The organism is Legionella lansingensis, assembly GCF_900187355.1.
GTDB classification, from domain to species: Bacteria; Pseudomonadota; Gammaproteobacteria; order Legionellales; family Legionellaceae; genus Tatlockia; species Tatlockia lansingensis.
The window spans coordinates 1,683,536-1,704,301 of sequence record NZ_LT906451.1; the positions used below are offsets into that span (position 1 = coordinate 1,683,536).

Sequence of the window (20,766 nt, forward strand, 5' to 3'; positions counted from 1 at the left end):
AATTAACACTATCCTTTCACTTCGAGCTGAGGAAGTAACATCTCAATTTCTGAAACTTGCTGTGCTGTTTCCGGCGCAAACGGGAAAAAACGACCGTAGAAATAGCGATGAGCGAGTAAACCAACCCCGTAAAAAACGCCAAGCCCCACAATAGCAAGCGCAATGTTTCCTAAAATTTGCATTAACAAACCACCTTCTTCGCGATGATTCTCAAGCTCCCCCCTGTTATCCTGAATTGCTTTTAGACAATTTTTTCTAAAAGTTCCATAGTCCTCAGTGTTTCCGAGAAGATTGGCAAAATGTTTTAGAAGCTGTACATGCAAAGTCCCAGCCGCAATTGCTGCTGCCTTATAGTGCTCCTGCGTCTTACCCTTTTCAGTAAAGAGGCTGGCTTTACTACCCAATTTTTTTAGAAGGTTCAACAATTGACGTTCTTGGTCTCTTAGATCGTATGATTCTATTTCCCAGTATAATTCTCCGACCTCTTCACTCATCTCTTCTGGCTTCAGCATCTCTGGGTGACTTAATTCCTCAAATGCATCTACATTCGTTTGGGAATCTGCAAGCTCCAAGCTTGTAGACACTTGACCCTTAAACGATCGGTTACTCTCAGGTGGAGATGACTGAATTCGACTAATTGACTTGGGAATGCTAACTGAATCTGTAAGTAATGACCCTTGACTAGACTCAACCACCACACGTTTAGGTGGAGACATTTCAAGTTTTAACTGCCTTAATCGGGATACTAGTGCTGCTATTGGCGCCTCAGGATCCTTAGTTTCAAGGTCGGTTAATGGGAAGGTTGCTGCCAGTAACAAGGAGGAGGAGTTGCCAGCCAGAATAAACTTGTCCTGAATACTAAGAGTAGTAGATTCCTCATGTACGAGAAGACCCGTTTGTAAACTCTGAATCTCATCGTAATTCTCTTTGTACTCCTGCTTTTGTATTGCATATGCTAAAAGGCCAGCCATCGTTTTTTCTGTTGGTATTAAATAGAAATGTCCTTCACGAATACTAAGAGCGAGCTCAAAATGGGGCGCTTCATAAGCGATGAGGGGGGCTTTACTTTCATAACCATAAATGGCGTAAGGTAAAAACTTAGCTAAAATTGAATCAACATCGCCATAAGAGATTTTAACCCCTGGCCGCCGAAGATATTCAAGATAATTTGGGTAACCTTCTTCTTCCCAATAACTTCTAAAATACTCGACATCATCAATTTTCCATCTTTCTTCATCGAAGAAGACCTTATTGGCTTCATATACGGGATTAGGTGTATCTCTAAGCTGCTCCAGAAGACTAACCAGGTAACCGCGAGTAGCGCTTAGATTAATGTTAAGCAGTTTTTCTGCGTCCTGAATATCTTTAGGCGCTTCCTTAGACGTTGCTATGCCCTTCTCTTCCAATTTGATTTTTAGCTCTTGAAATGCTTTTTTCACTGCCAGGAGAGACGCTTCTGCAATCTTAAGTGCGGATTCTGCATCAGAAATTTTAATTTGGGGGATGTGCTCGGCAAGAGCAATGCTCTGTTTACCAATAAGTTGCTTAAGCTCTCCAACGAGCCTTGTCAGTTCTTCATCATGAGCCACCAGCGAATTCAATGCACTTAAATGATCATTCATTTCTCCAAGATTACGTTTAAGATCAACAAGTGGTGCTTGCGCATCTTCAAGCGCTGCTTCCCTAAATTTAACAATCAATTTTGAAAACGTGATATGTCGTTCATCACAACCTCTGCTCTCTAGATGAGGAAATTCATAACGAACAGCAAGGCTATGTTTGTTATCCAATTGATTCACAAACCAATGACGAAATAGAATTCCTAAAATTAGCGTTTTTTCAAATAAATACTGCGTAGAGTCAAATTCTTCTGAGTCTGCAAGCTCTCGTTTAGAAGACGAAGTACTTGTCTTAGAGCGCTCATAATCGATAAAAAATTCATGTAAAGCAGCCTCGTCCTTAAGTAGTTCTTTTAACTGCAAAACAAGCTTGGAATCATTCTTGGCGGGACGAAATAAATCCTCAGGTAACCGAATGTTGTTACATAAATAGTGAAGAGCGATGCAATGAAAAAAGCAATTTTCAAAAACTGGTGAAACAGAAATAGCTTCTCTAATTCTTTTGTCTGCTCGATCTTCTATTAGTATGGTTTCTATCTTTTGGGAGCTTAACACGGCAAAACCTGTTCGTAATTACTATCGAGATAATAACAGATTTTTATTAAGGTACTATTAACTTACTATGCGTTTATCCCTGACCGAATTGCCTCAAATTATCTGTTGCCGAAGGATGACGTAAATAAGTCCATAAATTGCTTCGTTGCCTCAATATGGCTGTTGCCGAGCGAGAGGAACAGAAATGGGGCAAGTGAATATGGATTTGTACCTAAAAATACAGCGTATCCGCTATCAACGAGGCAATAGAGCGTTAAAAAAACGCATTCTGGATGAATTTTGCGAGACGCATCATTATCATCGCAAAGCAGCAGCTCGTTTATTAAGACAGTTACCCATTTCTGATAAAAGTCCGAAGAAAGTTGGAAAAAAGAAGACCTATGACCCATCCATATTGCTGGAGCCTTTAAAAAAGATATGGCTTGGCACGGATCAGATGTGTGGTAAACGATTAAAGAGAGCTCTTCCCTTATGGTTACCTCATTATCAAAATCATTATGAGCCTTTAGCGGCGGAGATATCCTCTCAACTGCTAACCATGAGCGCTGCTACAATTGATCGCTTACTCAAGCCTGTTAAAACTCGCTATGGAAAAGGCTTAAGTGGAACAAAGCCTGGAAGTATTCTCAGGAATCAAATTCCAGTCAATACGAATCAGTGGAATACTAACGAAGTGGGTTTTATGGAGGCCGACAGCGTTGCGCATTGTGGAGCATCACTAGCCGGTGATTTTGTTTGGTCTATTACGCTGACGGATATTTTCAGTGGCTGGACAGAAATGCGGGCCACTTGGAATAAAGGAGCTCATGGTGTCTTGGGGGGTATTCAAGACATAGAAAAAAATTTACCTTTTGAAATCAAAGGGTTTGATTGTGATAACGGCTCAGAGTTTCTCAATTGGCATCTCATTCATTATTTTACTGAGCGGGACCCACAAAAAGCGGTTCAATTTACTCGCTCTCGTCCTTATAAAAAAGACGATAATGCACATGTTGAACAAAAGAACTGGACTCATGTGCGTCAACTGTTTGGTTATCATCGTTTTGGTAATCCAAAGCTCGTTGAGCTTATGAATGACTTATATTCTAACGAAGTCTCCTTGTTATTTAATTTTTTCTATCCTTGCATTAAGCTCATTGACAAAGTACGAATTCAATCCCGTGTAATCAAAAAATATGATCAACCCCAAACGCCCTATCAGCGACTGATGACGTCGAATGGTCTTACTCTCGCTCAGAAAACAAAATTACAAGAGACCTTTAATACACTCGACCCGTTTGACTTGCAAAAAAAGATTCAAAAAAAGCTAAAATTAATATTTAGATTAGTGAATATTCAACATGTAAAACAAAGAAAGGCTCTTTAATGAAAGTCTTATTCAATATTGTAAAAAGACAGGAACATAAAGCCTGTGGATATGATGGACGAGTCCTTCGGACCAGCCTGTGCCCTATGGGACGTGTGGACAAAACCATGAATAACAAAAAGACGTTATTCACAGTTATTGCCCACACTCACAGGCTTCTCGCCCACACACCCACCAGGCTCAATAGCAATTATTTTTTAATCGCAACAAAACCTCTCAAAAGCAACACCTATTCTGAGGCAACGACTCAGTATATTTTTTGTCCTTCGGCAACAGGTTCTATTGAGGCAACAGGTGATGCGATGATTTTTTCCGTCCCGTATCTGTAATTATTTTTTCGAAGTGAAAGCACTTTCTTCGTGTTCCTCATTAGAGTGTTCATCTCTTGCTTCTTTCAAGGCAGTTTTGAAATCTCTCTGTTCATTTAGTTTTACCTCTTCATTTAGACCGGGATTTTTCTGTAACTCAATCCGATGAACATCTCCCATATCTATGGGAACAACAAGGCCATCCTTAGAAACCATATAATTTCCTAGATGTAAATCACCTTGTTCATACCCTAACTTAAGCATTTTTTCTCGGATCTTGCTAACCACAATAGTAACTGATAGTTCACCTAGCGTTTGATCAAGATTTTCTAAAGCTTTATTATATAATGCAGTCCGTACTCTAATTTGTTCTAAGTCCCTTCTAATTTGTTCTTGAGTTTTGCCTTTGAAGTCTAGTTTAGGTATTTCAAATTCCTCTTTGGTGGGTATTTTTAATAAACCTTCTGCTGATAATAGCTCATATAATCCTTTCTTATAGTGTTCTGCAGTTACTCCTTCTATTAAAGGCATGATCATCATCCCACGGTTTCCAGACTTATTTGAACTTCCATCCTCAAAGCTAATCGTTCCATTTGCAACTTTGGAACTAGATAAATGTTCGTATTCCTTGCCTAAATCATGCATCACGCTATTCCACATGTTTGATTCTTCTGAGAGATCCACTGTCTCAGAAAACTTTAATGCAAATTTACTACCTTCTTTTGTTTCTATCATATATACAGAACCATTTACTCCATCTCCCAAAGGCTCCCCATCATTTAAAACCTTACATTCCTCTCCTGATTCAAAAACTATACTTTTTGCTTTCATGGAGCCACTTTGGTTAATTTTAATACATAATGTTATATATATATCACCTAGGATAAAATTCAAATTATTAGGATAAATCGAATGCTCTGCACTGAAAAAAAGGAATATTATTGTACAACCTAAGAACACGACATAAGAAGAAACACATTGACTTAAGAAAATAATGCGCATATTATGGTTTCATTGGCAATCTTTTTTACTCTCTTAGGAACTAAAGATGTCTACCGACGACAAACAATTTTTCCTAATTTCTCTTCTTAGCAACCTTCTCCGCTGAGGCGGAGTACTCTATCTATCACAATCCCAATCAAATCTTTAGTCGTTCTTTAAATTAATTTGAAGTGATCATTATGAATAAATCAATCACACGTACTGCTGCTTGGGGAATATGGGTAATTGCCTCCTTGTTTTATGCTTATCAATACATCTTAAGGGTAATGCCCAATATCATGCTGGATAATTTTATTCAGCAATTTCACATTGACACTGCGGTATTTGGGCAATTTTCAGGTGTTTATTACATTGGCTACTCCTTAATGCACCTCCCCATTGGCATTATGCTTGACCGTTTTGGTCCAAGAAAAGTAATGACAACCTGTATCTTGCTAACTGTCTTGGGTCTCTTACCCATTATTTTTGCTGAACATTGGGTCTATCCACTGGTTGGTCGGGTTTTGATAGGTGTGGGTTCATCCGCTGCGATTCTCGGGACATTTAAGATAATACGTATGGGTTTCAAAGAACAATATTTCACCAGGATGCTTAGTTTTTCGGTGACAATAGGTCTAATTGGCGCTATTTATGGCGGTGGACCAGTCAGTTATTTATGTACAATTTGGGATTATAAAGTTGTCGTAGAGATTTTAGCTTTCTTTGGCATCAGTTTGGCTGTCATCACCTATTTTATTGTTCCTGATATCCAAAAGGCTAACCATAGAACAACCATCGTAGCCGATATCAAACAGGTGATCACTAATCGTCAAATTCTCGTTCTATGTTTTTTAGCTGGATTGATGGTTGGTCCGTTGGAAGGCTTTGCCGACGTTTGGGGATCTGCGTTTATAATGCAGGTTTATGGCTTTGATAAAGGGTTAGCCAGTTATTTACCCTCCATGATTTTTATTGGGATGTGTTTTGGAGCCCCTGTCCTAAGTTACGTTGCAGAAAAGACAGGTAATTATTTGGGCGTAATCATTGGTGCCGGTCTATTTATGATGCTTATTTTCATGGCCTTAATTTCCCATGCGTTAACAGCAACAACGATGACATTTGGCTTCATCATTGTAGGCGTTTGCTCAGCTTATCAAATTTTAGCGATCTATAAGGCATCAACCTATGTTCCTGAACATGTCGCGGGCATAACAACAGCAGTCGCTAATATGATTATTATGAGTTTTGGTTATGCTTTCCATACGATCATTGGTTTGATAATTAATAGCTTTGGGGGAACGAAGGTTTCCGGAGCGTTTATCTATGGTTTAGGCATTATCCCGGTTACTTTAGGCTTTGCGGTCATTGGCTTTTTTGGACTCTTTTATCAGGAACGTTTCAGAGTAGCACAAGCATAATTATGATGAATGGCTTTGATTTATGCCGTTAAGACTATCCTGAGCATAGCGAAAGATCTTCTAAAATTCAGGAGATCCCTCGCTACGCTCGGGATGCCAAGGGTTCTTTGCACTATGTATAAAGATACAGGCCTGCAGGATAACGTAAGCATTGATTAATGTTTTGTAGCTCTTATATCGCTAGCCAGTGTCAATAAATGCCTTTCAAAAATTTGAAAAGCCTGTTGCATATAATCCAGTGCTCTGTGACCATTTTGGATCAATATATTTACATTTTTGTCCAAAAGGTCCTCTGGAGTTTTTAATTGTGGCAGTTCGTCAGGTTTTATATATGCCAGTTTTTGAAACGTTTTAACATTAAGTTCCATTATTTCTTGAAAAGGTTTTTGTAATTCATTGAAACTATCCTTTAATCCCTCCCAATAATCTCGTTGCATAACATTTCTCCTAATGTTGCAGTGCACAATAAAGCTTAGGTCTTCTTTTTTCGTTTGTCAAACGGTGCAATATTATCGATTGATAAACCAGAGAATAACTATAATCAGTGCACTGATTATAATGCACGTTGTAATCGGGAAATAAAAGGTAAAATTCCCTTTCTCAATCACGATATCCCCTGGCAGACGACCCAAACCCAATCGTTTAATCCAGGGCCATGATAATCCAAGAATGATTAAAATTATCCCTAAGATAACCAGCAATTTTTGCATTAATAACTCCTGTGTTCATTGCCGCGCTTCTCTGCACCTAAGTCAATATTTGAATATATAATAAACCATCTGCTCAAATTTGAGCTATAGTATCCTATACAACACCAATAAGAACAAAGATTATCAAGGAGATACTATGAAGAAAAAGCTGCTATTGCTTTTAGCAGTAACTTCGACTTGTTTCTCTCTGCCCGTGCCGGAGCGTTTGCAATCCCAAAGGATAGGGAATAATAATTTGCTTGCCCAGCTCATGTCGATGGCAACTCCTCAACAACAGTACTCTAAAATTCCTATGCTTGCCTTAAATGAAATTGAGCAGATGCTACGCAAGCAAGCCCCTACACTGAATACTGTGGTGATTAATAAAGTATTAACCACTCTAAAGTGTGGACAAGAATATCATGTGAACCACAATGAGATCTTGACCATCATTGATTATTCGTTACCCTCAAGTGAGAAAAGGCTTTGGATATTTGATTTACGTGAAAAAAAATTGCTTTTCCATACCTATGTGTCTCACGGAATTAGGTCTGGCACCTTATTAACTAAATATTTTTCCAATAAAAACAATAGCAAAGCAAGCAGCATGGGAGTTTATACAACCAACCAGTCTTACTATGGACGTGATGGCCTATCCTTGCGGCTGGATGGCCTGGATCCAGGTTTCAATGATAACGCTTCTAGCCGAGCGATTGTTATGCACGGTGGCTGGTATATGGCAGAGCCTTTTATAAAACGCTATGGTAGGCCTGGTCGCAGCTGGGGATGCCCTGCTGTTCCCTTGGAACTCACAGGACCGATTATTAATACGATAAAAAATAAATCGCTATTCGTAATTTATTACCCTAGTGATAATTGGTTTATGAAATCAAAATTTCTAAACTGCGAGAATTTTTCATCCACGCAAATCCCCCCTGTCTTGGAGACAGATACCAATCCTCCTGAGAATGAGGGGCGAGAAGGAATTCTTTTTGCAGATATGAACAAAAACAGTCACAGGGAAGAACATGAACCCATTGTGGTCGTGACGGCTGACAGTTACGAACGCCTCTTCCATACGAAAGCGCCTTTGGAACGGATGCTGAGACGCCAAATCAATAATGTTGAGTACATCGCCTTAAGCGAGGCGGAATTTTACAACATCATGGTTCGCAATAACCATAATTTCAACATCTCAGAAAAGTGGAATGAAATTTATTTTGTCGTCCCGGATGTGCAATTAGAACGCGGTTACTACAGAACCCATATGAGAATTGTCCCGCTAGGGAAAATACAAGAAGTAAAACCGAATACAGGATCTTCTGGCAACACTGAAGAGGGCTATCTTATCCAGTTTGAAGCAAGACCCGTTATTACTCTTAAATCAACGAGTGAATTCATCCGTTGGCTAGGACTTTAGTATTAATGTACGTCTTCCTGGACTATTTTTTTGTAATCTTTCACGGAAGCCTAGCCTTGTTCAACCTCACAGGCTGGAGCTGGAAAAAGTCCCGTCGCCTTCATCTCTACACCATCAGTTTGACTGGTTTGGCCTTGGAGTTTTTTATGGCCGGGGATACTGTCCCTATACCGACTGGCATTGGGAGGTAAAACGAGAGCTTGGTGAACGGACTCTACCACCTCCTACATCAAATATTGTGCAGACCATCTAACCGGAATGCATTGGGATCCGTTTGTTATAAACGTTATAACAGCATTCCTGGGAATTTCAGTGCTTTTAATCTCCTGTTGGTTAAACTGGAAGGACTGGAAGAAAGCCAAATATAAATAAAAATTTGATAGGTTTTTTGAAATGAATGCGGTCTCATAATCACTTGCACTGGTCTTTAATATAGCTTCACCCTCTACGATGATTTGCCCATGCTCTAAGTGCAGCATGCAAACAGCAATTTTTTTTAACTCTTGCAGATCGAGCCATTTTCTCGTGCTGGTATCCGTTAAAAAAATTAAGTGTCCATCTGCAGTTAAATCGTATAAATCCATGGTTCTAATATGAGTGCCTCTACAAGAAACAGTTGTAACCTGGCAAAACAACTTATTTTCTGGAAAAGAGAACCAAGCCTGTAAGCATTTTTTAATGTATTGCATAGACATCAATTAATAACCCCTAATACTCATGCTTTTCGATACTGGGATCAAAATCAGATCACTGATTCTACTCCCTATCGACCTATTGGGAACAAAAAAAGGATACGGTTGCTGATAACCTTGATCGTAGGGAGTATCATGCTCAAGTTTATCAACTTTTAGAGCTAGCTCTTTTGTATGCAGTTGATACAGGTACCGGTGAAACGATTTAATCTGACTAGACGCTTGTTGCAACTCATGGCGATTACTTGCCAGCTCAATGGCATTTACTGACATGATAGTAGCAAAAGCAAGAGCAACCACTATAGTCGCCCAACCAAGTAAAGGAACAGCAGCAAAGCCAGCTAAAAGTCCAAGCCCTCCCAGTAAACCCATGAAACCTGCCATGCAACCCGCAATAGCACCAAATGTACCTACGGCACTTAAGAACATAATTTGTAGCATTTTCTTCCTAGACAACAGATTCGTTGGTTCAGTACAAATTAATTTGGTTATCAAGGAATCTACTATGGGGATCACATCGGGAAGGACTGTTTTATTCATTAGACAGGAAAATTTGGCCGACATAAATTCTTCAAATGTTTTTCCCGAGCGGTGTGATGATAATGCCTCAAACAAAGCTAGTAATAATTGTTTATGTTCACTGGCTTGCAGATCCTTCTGCAGTTTTTTTCTAACAAACAATATAGCCTCTTCAGTGGATACATGATGATCATTAATACTCAACAAATAGTCGCTAACAATATTTTGCAAATAAAGATAAAGAATTGTATTTAACTTATCCTTTTGTCGCCCCAATTTTTGCGTATTAGCAAGTGCTTCTGCCTTTGCATTTTCATGAGCTAAATAAAAAGTCGCTCCACTAACGACGCAAAATAAAATACCAGCTACAGAGCCTACGATTAGAACCGTTGTACTGCCAGCAACCAGTCCAAGAGTTGAGGAAAGGATACCAAAAAAAGGCCAGGCAACTCCGGCTCCTGTGCCAATACCATCAAAGGAAGATTTAAGAAATGACATCGTTTTTAATCTTAGTTATTTGTTGTGTAATACTTACTCTCAAATTTTATTCTATCTTATAAAAACACTAAAATAGTGTTTCTAACATCGTAGCCTCGTAAGATTTAAGTTCAGAAGCTGTTTTTATGCGCTCGATCAAATCGGGATTAGCTATAAAAGGTCTTCCTAAAGCAACCAGGTCGAATTTGTTCTCCAAAATCTGTTGATTTGCCTGCTGCACTATGTACCCACCGCTAGCAATTAACTTTCCCCCAAAATGGATACGCATAAACTCCGTCATAGTTTTATTACCTAATTCTGGGAAGAGAGCAGTATCATCGAAATTGCCCGTATGGAGATAGGCAATTTTCTTTTCAGTTAACTGTCTCAGCAAATATTGAAATACGTTTGCATCTCGCGTATCACCAACAATTTCATTCAAATACGTCCCTGGAGAAAGCCGCAGCCCCACTCGTTGATTACCAATTTCTGCTATACACGCCTCAACAACTTCCAAAGCAAATCGTGCAAGGTTTTTTGGCTCTAAACCATAAACATCATTACGTTTGTTGGTGTGGTAGTGTAAGAATTGATCAATTAAATAACCATTTGCACCATGGATTTCAATACCATCAAATCCAGCCTCCATTGCTCGTGCTGCAGCCTGCGCATATTTATTAATCAGCGTTTTAATTTCATCAATTGAGAGCGCACGTGATTTACCGTAATAGAGACCTTCTATTCTGTGAATTTTTCCAGCCATGACCGTTTCAGAAGGTGAAACGGGCAAAGCGCCATCTAAAAAGACAGGATGAGAAACTCGACCCACATGCCAAATTTGCAAGAAAATCTTGCCCTTTTTCTCATGCACAGCATGAGTTACTCTTTTCCATCCATCTACATGCTGTCGCGTGTAAATGCCGGGTGTGTTGCTGTAGCCTCGACCATCCGGGCTAATGACGGCTCCCTCTGTGATGATTAACCCCGCGTCTGCTCGTCTTGCATAATAATTTACCATCTCCTGCGTAGGGCTAAAATCATCATTCGCCATATTTCTTGTCATAGGTGCCATAACAATTCGGTTTTTTAGGCGAATCGTTTCATTAAGTTGAAAGGGTTGCAAAATCAAGTTTGAGTCAAACATAGCTTTTCTCCCTAGTCATTTCTATATATCGCAAATTATCGATATAATAAATTAAAAATTTTTACATTTTTGCCTTAAACGCTTTAAAGAACTCTTCAATAAATGGTTGATTCAATTTGCAATAAGTCCACTGCCCACGACGCTCCATGGTAATAAGACCCGCTTGATGCAACTGGGATAAATAGGCAGATATCGTCGATTGCGATAAGCCAGATTTTTTTTCAATTAAACCCACGCACACACCGTCTAAACTAACGTCACAATGCGATGAACTAAAGTGTTTACCTGGCTCTTTGAGCCATTCAATAATTTGCAGTCGCCTTTCATTAGAAAGGGCTTTTAATACAAGCACAAGATTCATATTTTTATTATATCGAAATTTTGCGATATGTCAATTAACACAGGAATACCTAAGGGTGGCTATTAAATAAAATCACATCATGAAGGTCTATAATAATAATTATTATATCCCTTGAAGAATGCAGTAATGAAGATAGATGACTTCGAAAAGGAAATCAGAGATATTGCTAAATTTGGTTTGCAAACGACTAAGCAGGTTATAGAGTTTTTTCACACAAAGGTCGGTGAAGCGCTTCTTGAGACATTTCGTGAGGAAAGAATTAAAGAAGAAGAAATGAGAGAAGCAATGTTCTTACAAGCACAAGAAGAACAAGAAGAACTTGCCATGTTACTGAGTGAAATGGCGGCAGAGAAAGAAGAGAAAGAGAAAGAGTTAATGCTTCGAGGTCAAGACGAGCCCCCTCCTCCCCCCAAAGCTCAAGAAGAACCCACGAAGGAAAAAGACAAAGCCAAAATCGGCAGATTTGATCACGAAATAGATTATTTAAACAGTCAGCTAGAGGATGTTAAACAAGAGATCACAAAAGCAACCGAAAAATACGAGAACTATGATAAAAATCTGAAAAATGTGGACGATACTATTTCCAAATTAGAATCAGAAACAAAAAATGGCACTCGTGAAGATAAAATTAAAGCGATAGAGGACGAAATCTCCAAGTTAGAGGGAACAAAAGAAGAAAGGGATGAAAAAGCTCAAGCCATTTTTAAATTGATAGACGATGGTTTAAAATTGGGAGGACAGGAAGGGGAGGAGATGGTAGCCCAAGCTAAAAAAGAGCTCGAAGAGTTAAATGCCAAAAACCTGCAGATTGGAACCTTAAAAGACATGTTAGCTGTCACCAAAGGTGACAAGATAATGTACAAAAGTAATGGTGAGACAACGACTTCTTTTCAAGAAGCTGATTTTGTCGTCCCCAAAGATAAACAACTCGTGAAAGAAGGTGAGGAGTTCTACCTTCTTAATCAAGGTGAAAAACTATCCGATGAAAATAGAACGACTGCCAAACAAGACTTCGACAATGCCAAAGGGGAAATGTCCAGTGTTAAAAACCTGGTGAGTAGTAACCGTTCCATCGAAATGGGTGAATTAGATCAAAAAGTAAAAAATCTATCAGACAGGATTACACAACTCCAAACAGAGAAATCTCAAGAAGATAAAAGGACTACGCAGACAGGACCAATGATGAGTTCTTTATCAGACACTACAAACCAATCTTCTAATGACCTAAAGGTTGGTGGCACCGGCCAACAAAAAACGACTTCAACACAAACTCCTAGCAGCTCAGAAACAGAATCGTTCAAAATTTAATCACCGTATCTTCCTCATACTATGTCGTATTTTTCGAGAATGTTTACCGAACTGTGTCATTCCCGCGAAGGCGGTAATCCATCTGACCGTCAAAGGTGAAGTAGCTAGTTGATAAAATGGATTCCTGCCTTCGCGAGAATGACAACAAACAAATCAAAGAAGATATTATTGATCTCAATTGTTGTACGAAAAATACACCAGGACTCCTAAGCACCCACGCGGGAATGACACAGTTAGAGCAATCTCTAGCCGCAAGTAATCTAAACCATTTTGCTTAACTACATCTTTTTCATCTTGAATGGTCTGGACCTCAGTCACTTTACCATCTGAATAACTCTGGATTTCGAATTGCTGCGAGCATAGTAGACCTCTTCTAACTTGTAAACTCTTCCGAACTCGGAGGATTAGCAGACCATAACATTTTTACTTTAAAATTACCGTGACTCGGATCAGCCGATATCGCCAAACTGCCATCTTCCAATGTTTTAAGACAGAAGGTAATTTTTAACTCCTTCGGTTTCTTCTTTGCGGGTATTTTATCGACCGAGTCAACAAAGGATCGAATAACTTCCGGTAGCACCGCTAATGAGTCTTTGAAATTACCGCCCGTTCCTCCGCTACTCCCTTCTTCGACCTCAATAAGAATAGACGTATTGCTACCAGCAAATGACTTATATTTAGGCATTGTCGTTATCATCCTCCGTTGTGTCAGACTCCAGATCCGGCAGTTCCATATCAGTTTGCAACCACACGAGCGTGGTTGGAACCTTGTACATCCAAGCTTCGGGATCATCAGGTGCAATGACAATATCTTCATGAATATCGCCGATCATGGTTTCATTTTGTAATTCAGCAACATAATCTTTATAGAGTTTAAATTCAGCATCGGTATTATCTTCTACGCCTGGAGCCACAAGCGTTCCCGCTGGATCAGGAGGATCAAATTGTGGCATCTCTCCGCTTGGCATTTTGCCAGTAAGCTGATGGAACAGAACGGCTTTGGTTGCCTCAAGACGCACCGGGACTAGCACTCGGGCAGCACCTGCACGTAAAAAATCAGCAAACAAAGGATCATTGTCTTTCAGAGGATAAGTATCCAACCAATGTTTTTTTCGTCCCCAGTAATAAGGATAAAACTCATAAGTCATGTTCTTCCAATCAAACGATTGCTCTAAAAACTGAATTTCAGGACTCATTTCCAGGGCATTATCGACATGGATTTCCGGATAATTGTTCGGCGGGTTGGCATTGGTATCATGGGTTATTCCAGGTACAGCGTTGTATTTAAAACCCGTCCAGAGCGTAATGCAGCCTTTCTTTAATTCCTCCCGCTCAATCGTGCGATTAAGTAGGGGATTGTTACCCCCAATTTCCACCCCTTCCTGAATTTGCGCGGCCGCAAGACGTTCTTCATATTCGAGCAATTTTTTATTGTAGGCCGCCATGATCGTTTGAAACGTTTTAAGTCGCCATTCATCCTCATATTCCTGAGTTAGTTTGCAAATGATCGCGATGCTTATCATAAGAGAACGAATACCATGCCCCCGAGCCCCAATGGGAAACATGCCACTAATTGCTGGAACATCAAAGCCGTTTGACGTGGAATCTTCGCTATCACGGCTAAGAACATCCACAGAACGATGGATCGAAAAACGATAGCCTTCTTCACTTCCCCCAAATGTATAATAGTAGCCACCATGACTATGATAAACGTAACCCGGTGGAATCTCTAACTCACTGTCTGTAAACGCCCAATGTTCATTCGCTTGTAATTCTCGCCCAATAACTCTCGAAGCAATGATTTCTTGTCTAGGTGGTGGCGTAATATTATCAGCCCCATAGGATTGGGCTAAACCAAGATAATTGGTGCGAGTAATATGATGTGGTGCCAAAGGCTCATTCGTCGCAGGATCCACGGGGGTTAATGGCTCCTCAGGTAAAACTTCATTATCAAGCGTGTACTGGCGTGAAAAAATATAGAACGCAGCCGGTTCTGGGATAAAAAACTCATAATACAAACGCTTACCGTAATCAACCACTTTGGCACGATAATATTTATCAACCCAACGGTAAATACCACTTTTATTCTCACCATCCGTGTTGTCAAAAGTGATATCTGATTCAGTTTTGGAGTTGCTCGTGGAAAATTGGGTTGAAACTCCGAGCTGTACAGGCCCGAACCCAACCGAAACTTCGGCACCTATTTGGAAACGTGTTTCAGATTGAATAGTTTTTTGCGTCTCCTGTTGCATCTCGAATCGTTCTGTCGTTTGCAGATCACGCTTACTCTCTTCCGTGCGTTCAAATTCGGCGGTGACAATTTCCTCGATTTGTTGTAAACGACGATGGTGACGACCACGACTTTCTGTAGCCATCACATTCTCGATATGAGCCACTTCACCAGCGGCATAACGAACAAGCATTTGCTTAACAACTTTTAAATCGCCGATACCAATGGGTTTAATCTTTGGCTTCGTCATACATCCTTCCTACTTACGATGACGGGCACACCCCTGACTATCGTTACCCGTTTTGTACGCTGCAATTGAAATATTTCGCTTTCCAACTTGGCTTCCTGGTTTTCCAAGAGGGCATCGAGTTCTGTTGCGTCATGCAAATCCAAAGAGATACCCAAACGATCTAAGGCATTTGCCGCGTCGCTGCCAATTTCTTTGGCTGTTAGCATCCATAACGCTCTTCGCCGACTTTTTGATCCTCCTGAGTCAGGAATAGTTTTTCTTCCTTGGTTCTCTTCTTGAGCTTTCCTTGCATCCTCAGCTAGTTTTGCATGAAATACCTTGATAATTTGCGCCCGAGTTGTTTGCAATTGGGCTATGGCTTTCCTGGTCTCAGCAATTTTCTTGCGAGCCGCTTCTGAAGTATCACTGTCTTCAGTATCAGGCAAAGGCTCTGTGTCTACTGTTTTAACGGCCCGTACTAATTGGTTGGGCGTGACCAAAGACCAACTGCTGAAGTCCTTTATTAATTCTTTGAAATCATCTTGAGCCACCAAACGTTCTAAAAAATGCCAGAATCTAAGCCAGAATTCGAGCACAGGACGATCTTGAGGTCGACGATCGAGCAAAGCAATGTTGCTGTAGTAGCTATGCCATAATGATTCTTTAAGTCGCTTAAACACATCACTGGCCACGAAATTTTCCAGTGACGTAATATTTGGATCAATTTGTTGCAAGAAGGGGGTAAAAAAGGATGTAAACTGTGCTTCGTTTTCAGACATTTTCAAAATACGCTGGATTTCTGCCTGATGAACTAAAAAAAGTTGCCACCTGGGAGACCGTAAAACATAAGCGGAGGAATCCATAAAATCATTGGATATTTTTCGGCGAGCATCCTCTAAAGAGACATTGTCCGTGATGAGTTTTGTTATTCGATTCACCCAGTCTCGGCCACCATCAAAACGAATTGTCCGACCAGATGTGGATTCCTCAATTTGCGGATCTCGAATGGCCACGAATTTAAATAAAATTTCCGTTTTCTTCATCCTGGTATTAGTCCCATCCTGAGACTTTATAGTCCATAATATGTCAGTATAGTTCGCAAAAGGGATTTTTCAAAAAGACAAGGATAAGTCGATGAGTGCATACGAAAATTTCTCTGCTGAGATTAGCAAGATAAAAATCAAGCTCATTTTTACCTATATTTTAAGCGGAAAAAAGCTGGTTATTGAGATGACTGATTTGCGTGGTGCAAACGCCAAAGGGAGAATGCCAGCTTACTATCAATATCTTGAACCCATCTCTGGTCGTGTTTATGCAATATTCAAATTGATCGCTGGTCCAGGTATCAGCATTACTCTCAATGGTTATCCACCGGAACCTTATGAACCCAATGCGTTTTATCCCTTGGTTGAGATTATCCGCGTGCAAGACCCTGAGCTCGTACCGACGATTGGTACTGATTTCAATACCCAACAACTGCTTGGTGAATTTCAAGTCAATCCTCCAGAGCCTCCACAAGGCAAAAATGTTGGTGACTTGAGAAAATGGTATCTTTATTCCCTGCCCCCTACCGATTTTTTTACGCTCTCACCAATCAATAATGGTATTATTATCCGTCATCACCAATCAAAACAAGATTTGATCATTACTGTCCCTCGTCATTCTGGGGACAAGGAATTTTTAGAATTATTAACTCAGGTCGACAAACTGCATTCCGATGCGCAATTTGCCTTTCAGATTAATGCAGGCGGAGGTATAGGAGCAAAACGAGAGAATAAATTTAACAACCTCCCTATTCTCGAAATAGTGAAAACACCAGCTGTTAAAATTGAGTTGGCACGAGAACCGATTCAATATACTCCTGGCAATGTGCTACTAGGCGGTAAAAAAACATCAACGAGGGATATATTTTTTGAAATTTATGAAACAGACAAAATAGCCAATGTACCCTCTCAAGGTAAGCCTTTTAATGAGATCAAATCCTATTGGCAACGCCTCGACCCAAAAACAATCCCGATCATTCAACCCATAATACTCAGCCCCGAGTTAACTGCACTCGATCTCGCCGTTCGGTTTGTACCCGCGTTAGGCGATGTCGTTGATATCGCCGAATTTGTTAAGGGTTGGTATAGTGGTCGTGATCTTTATGGACGCAAATTATCAAGTACAGAGATTGCCATTCTTGGCATAGGTGCCCTGCTACCGTTTGCAGCAAGCGGGACCGCTCGTAGTGTATCAGCACTAAGGCGTTCTTTTGGGCGAAGAGCAGAAAAAGCAGCTGCCTTAATCGACAAGATAAAAAAGGGCGGAATAAATGCTGAAGATGCAAAACTTATTCGCGAAGCTGAAAAGAGGATAAAAAAAGGACTGACCGCCACAGCACAACAAGTTGAGGAACTCAGCAGAATCTATAAAAAAATAAAAAGTGCCCCCCCCACCATTGATCAATTGCTCAATGTGGACGGCACGGGATTTATGCACACAGAGCTGCAAGAGGCTTACCGTGCTTATGTCAAAAATAGAACGAACCCTGCAAGCCCTCGTGATTGGGCAATGGGTAAAACCCGTAATCCCGAAGCAACAAAGCTGCTTAAGGCCTTTTTGGGCAGCGATTACATCAGACGTGCCAAATACAAGCTTAGGCAACCCCAACAACTGATCAATAACTTCGAGGTCCCCCGTCCGATGGATTTATCCGATGATGAAGCCATGCAATTGCTAGCGCAATTCTTTAAGCAACCTAAAAACCTTAGCCAACGACTTGAAGATTTCTTTCCAACGACTTTTGCTGGCATCAATCCCAAAGATGTATTGGAAATATATCGTCTTCGTACAGCCACAGTAACTCAGGGTATGTTTAATGTCTTGAAGGGCAATCTTGCGGAGATTCTCTCAAAAGAAATCAAACTAAGGCATCTTGATGAGATTCGTAAAACCATTCCCAATGCCAAGCTGATTAGCGGTCTTAAGATCCAGTTAATGGAAAAAGGCAAACTCAACCCAGCAAAATTATTTGCTGACGATGTCATTGCCGTCATTGAAAAAGGTAATTTAAGAATTCTCAAATTGTATGAAGTGAAATCCGGTTATCGTGGTGGCCGAGAAGCTACAGAACAAATCTTCGACTGGATAGAAGGACGCCTGCCTCATGCCGAAGGCAGTAGATTGCTTCTGCCTGATGGTCAGCATTTCACTTATGACCCAAGAAGCCGTGCCAAAGACCGTGTGATTGGACTTAATAATGCACCACGCTGCATCATAACCGCGAAAGGCGCTTCACATTTAGGTGTTGATTCCAGCATGCAAGTCGTGGCAAGAACAGAACGTATCGAACTTGACATAACATCAGCGCAAATGGAAGAGAAGTTAAAAAAACAGTTTTTCAGCGAATACCTGGAGGAGGTGGGGCGTAAAAAGCAGTTAGCTGAATTCAGCAGTGAGTTTATGGATGAATTGGCCAGCAGAAAAATAAGGGTGGATTTTAGCAATGAATTTTATCAGCAACTGGCACGCAAAAAATCGGCTGATGTTATATTAGACATCATCCCTCCCCCGCAAGTGGAATACCTTGAAAACGTGACCTCGCCACAGCTTGATTACCTTGTTGCAGAAATTTTCAGCAAGGTCACGATAAAATAGCGTCAACATGACGAACCAGGGAACGTCCCTAAACACTATTAATCAATTGACCTCCTGATAACCCGCCATCAATGATCAATTCACTAGCAGCATGAAGCACGATTCATCAGAGGCGAGATAGACGATAGCGTGAGCGACATCTTCTGGTTGGCCCATGTGACCAATGGGTTGAATGCTATCGTGCCTTTGGCGAAACTCCTCATAACCCAGCGCAGATTTACGAGCCACCTCTTCAAGCAAAGGCGTCCAGATATAGCCTGAATGAATTGAATTCACGCGAATTTTATCTTTCGCATAAAGCATAATAACCACCTTATTGCGAAGTCTATTCATAGTAATACATCCCGACTTATCTATCAAAAGCTAAATAGATAGGAAATCAAAAGATGCATAATACAGCTTATCAAATGACATTGACATGAATTGCAATTTTACCTGGATCCGTTCGGCTCCCCTCTTCCACAGAAACAGGCTCCATTGCATTTCCATTTGTGGCACCATTCATAGTAACTGAATTCGGCTGGGGAAGTGGATTTCCAGGCTGTCCTTCAGGGCTAATTTTACCACCAAGTCCTCGTCCTAATGTAGTTAACGAACCTTGATAATCTTCTTGTGGCAGAGGGGTAGCAGAAGTCGCTACTTTTACTCCCTTCGTAATACCCGTATATACGCCATCAATCTCACCTGTTTCTTGATTAACTACAAGCGTATAGGGTGGGCTAAATAATCCCGGAGAAACGTTATCTTTGATTGACTGTATCGTATACACACTTCGGGTTTCACCATAATCGAAATCTGACTCATTGCCAAAGGTCGCTTCAAAAAATGCTTTAAAGTTTTTCCCATGTCCAATTAACCAAAGATCATTGTTGCCTGCAGTATGGATAAGTCGATTAGTTTTCTCTATTTTTTGCTGTCCAGTTAATGTTACATCTCGACAAGCGTCTTCATTTTTAGACTCATCAGTAATACCATGACCAGCTATTGCTAAGATATCAATCGCCTCATCTCTCTTCTTTTTGAGATTATCGAAATCTGATTGGCTATAAAATAAAGTTGATAGCCAAAATAGAATTTTTTGTAATGGAGAAGTAAAAAAAGAAGTATCTTTGCGCATTTGGATTAGTTGATCATAACTTCTAATATCAGACCCTGATGGCGCATTCGTATTTTCAGATAAGGCCGGATCAATAGAAAGATTGGCTTGTAAATTTTTGGGGATAATTTTTGCAGCTGTTTGCAAAGCTCGGATCATTGGAGAAATCACAATCGTTGGAGCCTGTGCGTTAGATAATAGCTTAGACGTGCTTTGGTCAGTCTTACCCATGTGTTGTAATGCAGACTCTTCTACAGTCGAATTGGGTGCTAAACCATAGTTTTTTTGGTTATTTGAACATAATCCATGTCGTGTAAATAGTACGTGTCTAATAATTGGAGTACCTTGGGCTTCAAGGTATTTTTGATCAGCTTCTTTGATTTGAGCCAATATAATATTTTTTTCTTTAATATCTCCCTTCGCTTGATCTAACTCAGCTATAAGATCTCGGATTATATTTAGGTAGAGTTCTTTGTTATTATCATTAGGAGACTCTCCTTTGTTCACTTGCTTAAACTGACCCAACTTATCTTTGAATTGATTTTGCTGCATACTTAACCGTACTCCAACAACTTTAGATTATATAATAAGCTATTTGTCTTAAAGCAATATTAAGGGGAGTAAAACTTGACGTGGCTCCGAATTGCCTCAAATTATCTGTTGCCGAAGGATGACGTAAATAAGTCCATAAATTGCTTCGTTGCCTCAATATGGC

19 protein-coding genes are annotated in these 20,766 nt (G+C 40.2%); 6 read left to right on the top strand and 13 right to left on the bottom strand.

All coding sequences use genetic code 11. The features are described 5' to 3' along the window. Window positions 1-8: 8 nt before the first annotated feature. Window positions 9-2,174: a hypothetical protein gene (locus CKV79_RS07620; protein WP_028374188.1), complete on the bottom strand. Its 2,166-nt coding sequence runs from the start codon at window positions 2,172-2,174 to the stop codon at window positions 9-11. A gap of 184 nt (window positions 2,175-2,358) precedes the next feature. Between CKV79_RS07620 and CKV79_RS07625 the strand changes: the two genes are divergently transcribed. Together CKV79_RS07625 and CKV79_RS07630 are read left to right on the top strand one after the other, a co-directional pair. Next, window positions 2,359-3,540, top strand: a complete 1,182-nt coding sequence (locus tag CKV79_RS07625) for an integrase (RefSeq protein ID WP_095141685.1) — start codon at window positions 2,359-2,361, stop codon at window positions 3,538-3,540. Further along, a complete protein-coding gene (locus CKV79_RS07630; RefSeq protein WP_095141755.1) occupies window positions 3,540-3,869 on the top strand; it encodes a hypothetical protein in 330 nt (109 codons plus the stop codon). Before CKV79_RS07625 ends, CKV79_RS07630 begins: the two co-directional genes overlap by 1 nt. Here the strand turns inward: CKV79_RS07630 and CKV79_RS07635 are convergent, their stop codons facing one another. Beyond that, complete coding sequence (locus tag CKV79_RS07635) at window positions 3,870-4,679, bottom strand: hypothetical protein (RefSeq protein WP_131796116.1); 810 nt, start codon at window positions 4,677-4,679, stop codon at window positions 3,870-3,872. A gap of 350 nt (window positions 4,680-5,029) precedes the next feature. On the opposite strand from CKV79_RS07635, the gene CKV79_RS07640 reads away from it, so the two are divergent. Further along, complete coding sequence (locus CKV79_RS07640; protein WP_028374108.1) at window positions 5,030-6,247, top strand: MFS transporter; 1,218 nt, start codon at window positions 5,030-5,032, stop codon at window positions 6,245-6,247. Between the two features lie 155 nt (window positions 6,248-6,402). Here the strand turns inward: CKV79_RS07640 and CKV79_RS07645 are convergent, their stop codons facing one another. Next, window positions 6,403-6,684, bottom strand: coding sequence for a hypothetical protein (locus CKV79_RS07645; protein ID WP_028374109.1), 282 nt, complete (start codon window positions 6,682-6,684; stop codon window positions 6,403-6,405). 72 nt (window positions 6,685-6,756) lie between these two features. After that, entirely contained in the window at window positions 6,757-6,957 is a 201-nt protein-coding gene (locus CKV79_RS07650) for a DUF2905 domain-containing protein (protein WP_028374110.1), read from the bottom strand. Between the two features lie 136 nt (window positions 6,958-7,093). On the opposite strand from CKV79_RS07650, the gene CKV79_RS07655 reads away from it, so the two are divergent. Then, window positions 7,094-8,356 (top strand): murein L,D-transpeptidase catalytic domain family protein, encoded by a 1,263-nt coding sequence (locus CKV79_RS07655; RefSeq protein WP_028374111.1) that lies wholly within the window; start codon window positions 7,094-7,096, stop codon window positions 8,354-8,356. A 224-nt stretch (window positions 8,357-8,580) separates the two neighbouring features. On the opposite strand, the gene CKV79_RS07665 is transcribed toward CKV79_RS07655, so the two are convergent. From CKV79_RS07665 to CKV79_RS07680, 4 genes are all read right to left on the bottom strand, one after another. Then, on the bottom strand, window positions 8,581-9,051 hold the full coding sequence (locus tag CKV79_RS07665; RefSeq protein WP_051546255.1) for a pyridoxamine 5'-phosphate oxidase family protein: 471 nt from the start codon (window positions 9,049-9,051) through the stop codon (window positions 8,581-8,583). A gap of 3 nt (window positions 9,052-9,054) precedes the next feature. After that, a complete protein-coding gene (locus tag CKV79_RS07670) occupies window positions 9,055-10,065 on the bottom strand; it encodes a hypothetical protein (protein WP_028374112.1) in 1,011 nt (336 codons plus the stop codon). 67 nt (window positions 10,066-10,132) lie between these two features. Beyond that, window positions 10,133-11,188: an alkene reductase gene (locus CKV79_RS07675; RefSeq protein WP_028374113.1), complete on the bottom strand. Its 1,056-nt coding sequence runs from the start codon at window positions 11,186-11,188 to the stop codon at window positions 10,133-10,135. Window positions 11,189-11,249: 61 nt separating this feature from the next. Next, window positions 11,250-11,549: an ArsR/SmtB family transcription factor gene (locus CKV79_RS07680; protein WP_028374114.1), complete on the bottom strand. Its 300-nt coding sequence runs from the start codon at window positions 11,547-11,549 to the stop codon at window positions 11,250-11,252. Between the two features lie 126 nt (window positions 11,550-11,675). Here CKV79_RS07680 and CKV79_RS07685 point away from each other — a divergent pair, with 126 nt between their 5' ends. Next, complete coding sequence (locus CKV79_RS07685; RefSeq protein WP_028374115.1) at window positions 11,676-12,857, top strand: hypothetical protein; 1,182 nt, start codon at window positions 11,676-11,678, stop codon at window positions 12,855-12,857. Between the two features lie 373 nt (window positions 12,858-13,230). On the opposite strand, the gene CKV79_RS07690 is transcribed toward CKV79_RS07685, so the two are convergent. Genes CKV79_RS07690 through CKV79_RS07700 form a run of 3 tightly spaced genes read right to left on the bottom strand, consistent with a single transcriptional unit; the run spans window position 13,231 to window position 16,359 of the window. Continuing rightward, the gene (locus CKV79_RS07690; protein WP_028374116.1) at window positions 13,231-13,542 is read right to left on the bottom strand and encodes a CU044_2847 family protein; all 312 of its coding nucleotides are present in this window, start codon (window positions 13,540-13,542) and stop codon (window positions 13,231-13,233) included. Continuing rightward, complete coding sequence (locus CKV79_RS07695) at window positions 13,535-15,337, bottom strand: hypothetical protein (RefSeq protein WP_028374117.1); 1,803 nt, start codon at window positions 15,335-15,337, stop codon at window positions 13,535-13,537. The genes CKV79_RS07690 and CKV79_RS07695 overlap by 8 nt, the downstream gene beginning before the upstream one ends. Then, entirely contained in the window at window positions 15,334-16,359 is a 1,026-nt protein-coding gene (locus CKV79_RS07700; protein WP_028374118.1) for a hypothetical protein, read from the bottom strand. Before CKV79_RS07700 ends, CKV79_RS07695 begins: the two co-directional genes overlap by 4 nt. Before the next feature lie 91 nt (window positions 16,360-16,450). On the opposite strand from CKV79_RS07700, the gene CKV79_RS07705 reads away from it, so the two are divergent. After that, window positions 16,451-18,955, top strand: a complete 2,505-nt coding sequence (locus CKV79_RS07705) for a hypothetical protein (protein WP_028374119.1) — start codon at window positions 16,451-16,453, stop codon at window positions 18,953-18,955. 75 nt (window positions 18,956-19,030) lie between these two features. On the opposite strand, the gene CKV79_RS07710 is transcribed toward CKV79_RS07705, so the two are convergent. Then, on the bottom strand, window positions 19,031-19,288 hold the full coding sequence (locus CKV79_RS07710; protein WP_081778121.1) for an SDR family oxidoreductase: 258 nt from the start codon (window positions 19,286-19,288) through the stop codon (window positions 19,031-19,033). 70 nt (window positions 19,289-19,358) lie between these two features. Then, on the bottom strand, window positions 19,359-20,603 hold the full coding sequence (locus tag CKV79_RS07715; protein ID WP_051546257.1) for a hypothetical protein: 1,245 nt from the start codon (window positions 20,601-20,603) through the stop codon (window positions 19,359-19,361). Between the last annotated feature and the right edge of the window lie 163 nt (window positions 20,604-20,766).